This window comes from Streptomyces sp. NPDC007901 (assembly GCF_042959465.1).
Taxonomy (GTDB): domain Bacteria; phylum Actinomycetota; class Actinomycetes; order Streptomycetales; family Streptomycetaceae; genus Streptomyces.
Genome location: NZ_JBIBKW010000107.1, coordinates 1 through 1,428, shown reverse-complemented (window position 1 = coordinate 1,428; position 1,428 = coordinate 1). Strand labels below are relative to the sequence as shown.

At 66.1% G+C, this 1,428-nt stretch carries 1 protein-coding gene; it reads right to left on the bottom strand.

The window, feature by feature from the left end; translation table 11 throughout:
• Window positions 1-29: 29 nt before the first annotated feature.
• Window positions 30-1,268: an IS256 family transposase gene (locus tag ACFZDK_RS55865; RefSeq protein WP_390987134.1), complete on the bottom strand. Its 1,239-nt coding sequence runs from the start codon at window positions 1,266-1,268 to the stop codon at window positions 30-32.
• Window positions 1,269-1,428 lie beyond the last annotated feature (160 nt).

Sequence of the window (1,428 nt, the reverse complement as noted above, 5' to 3'; positions counted from 1 at the left end):
GATGGTGTCCCTCGTCGTGGTGTAGGCGATCAGCTGGCGGGCTTGTTCGGGGTGTTGGGTAGTGCGGGGGCGCTTTCGAGGCGTTCGCGGTAGAGCTCGTCCATGCTGCCTTCTGGGAGGTAGCGGCGGGGGAAGGCGATCCATTCGTCGTGCATCTCGAAGAGCACGGCGGTGACCAGCCGCAGCAGGGCGTCGTCGTTGGGGAAGACCTGGACGACGTCGGTCCTGCGCTTGATCTCCCGGTTGATCCGCTCCAGCGGGTTCGTGGACTGGATCTTTTTCCAGTGCCTCGGCGGGAAGTCCGCGAATGCGGTCAGGTCCTCCTTCGCCTCCAGGAGCATGGCCCTGACCTTGGGAAACTGCTGCCCGAGCATGTCGGCGACGGTGTCGAGCTGGGTGCGCACGAGGTCGGCGGTGGGCTGGGTGAAGATCGTGCGGATCGTCGCGGCGACCATCTCACCGGAGTCCCGGTCGATCACGCCGAAGACGTTTCGCAGAAAATGGACACGACAACGCTGCCAGGCGGCACCGAGCATGACCTTGCGGACCGCGGCGACCAGGCCCGAGTGCTGGTCGGTGACGACCAGGCGGACACCGGACAGGCCGCGTTCACGCAGGGAGCGCAGGAACTCCTTCCAGAACGCCTCGCTCTCGCTGTCGCCGACCATCAGCCCCAGGACCTCGCGGTTGCCGTCCTCAGTGATGCCGGTGGCGACCACGACGGCCCGGGAGACGATCTGGTGGTTCACCCGCGCCTTGCAATAGGTCGCGTCCAGATAGACGTAGGGAAAGCGGACATGATCCAGCGGGCGGGTGCGGAACGCGGTCAGCGGCTCGTCCAGCGCCGCGCAGATCCGCGAGACCTCCGACTTGGAGATCCCGCTGTCCCCGCCCAGGGCTTTGACCAGGTCGTCCACGCTGCGAGTGGAGACGCCGTGCACGTATGCCTCCATGATCACGGCGTAGAGGGCCTGGTCGATACGGCGCCGGCGTTCCAGCAGCGAGGGGAAGAAGCTGCCGGTGCGGACCTTGGGTATCTCCAGCTCCAGATCGCCGGCCAGCGTGGTCAGCACCTTCTCCCGGTGCCCGTTGCGGACGTTGGTCCGCGTCGACGTGTGCTCGTTCCACTCCGCGCCGATGTGGGCACTCGCTTCGGCCTCGATCAGCTCCTGCACCATTCGCTCGGCGATGGCGCGGATGAGCTCGATTCCGTCGGTCGAGCGTAGTGACTCAAGGAGCCGTATCAGTTCAGACTGGGACAGGGCCATCGTGCACTCCTCGTGGTTGAACTGGGCGTTCACCAAGGAGAGTTACGCGATGGCCCACCTCCTGTTCAGGGAGCGGAACTCACCCGTGGAAGTGCGCCCCGGGCAGACGCCCGCGCACTCCCAGCCGCTGATCCCGTACACCACGACGAGGGACGCCATC

Coding starts and splice junctions, on each gene's coding strand:
- ACFZDK_RS55865 (WP_390987134.1), bottom strand. CDS start 1,268: ATGGCCCTGTCCCAGTCTGAACTGATACGGCTCCTTGAGTCACTACGC.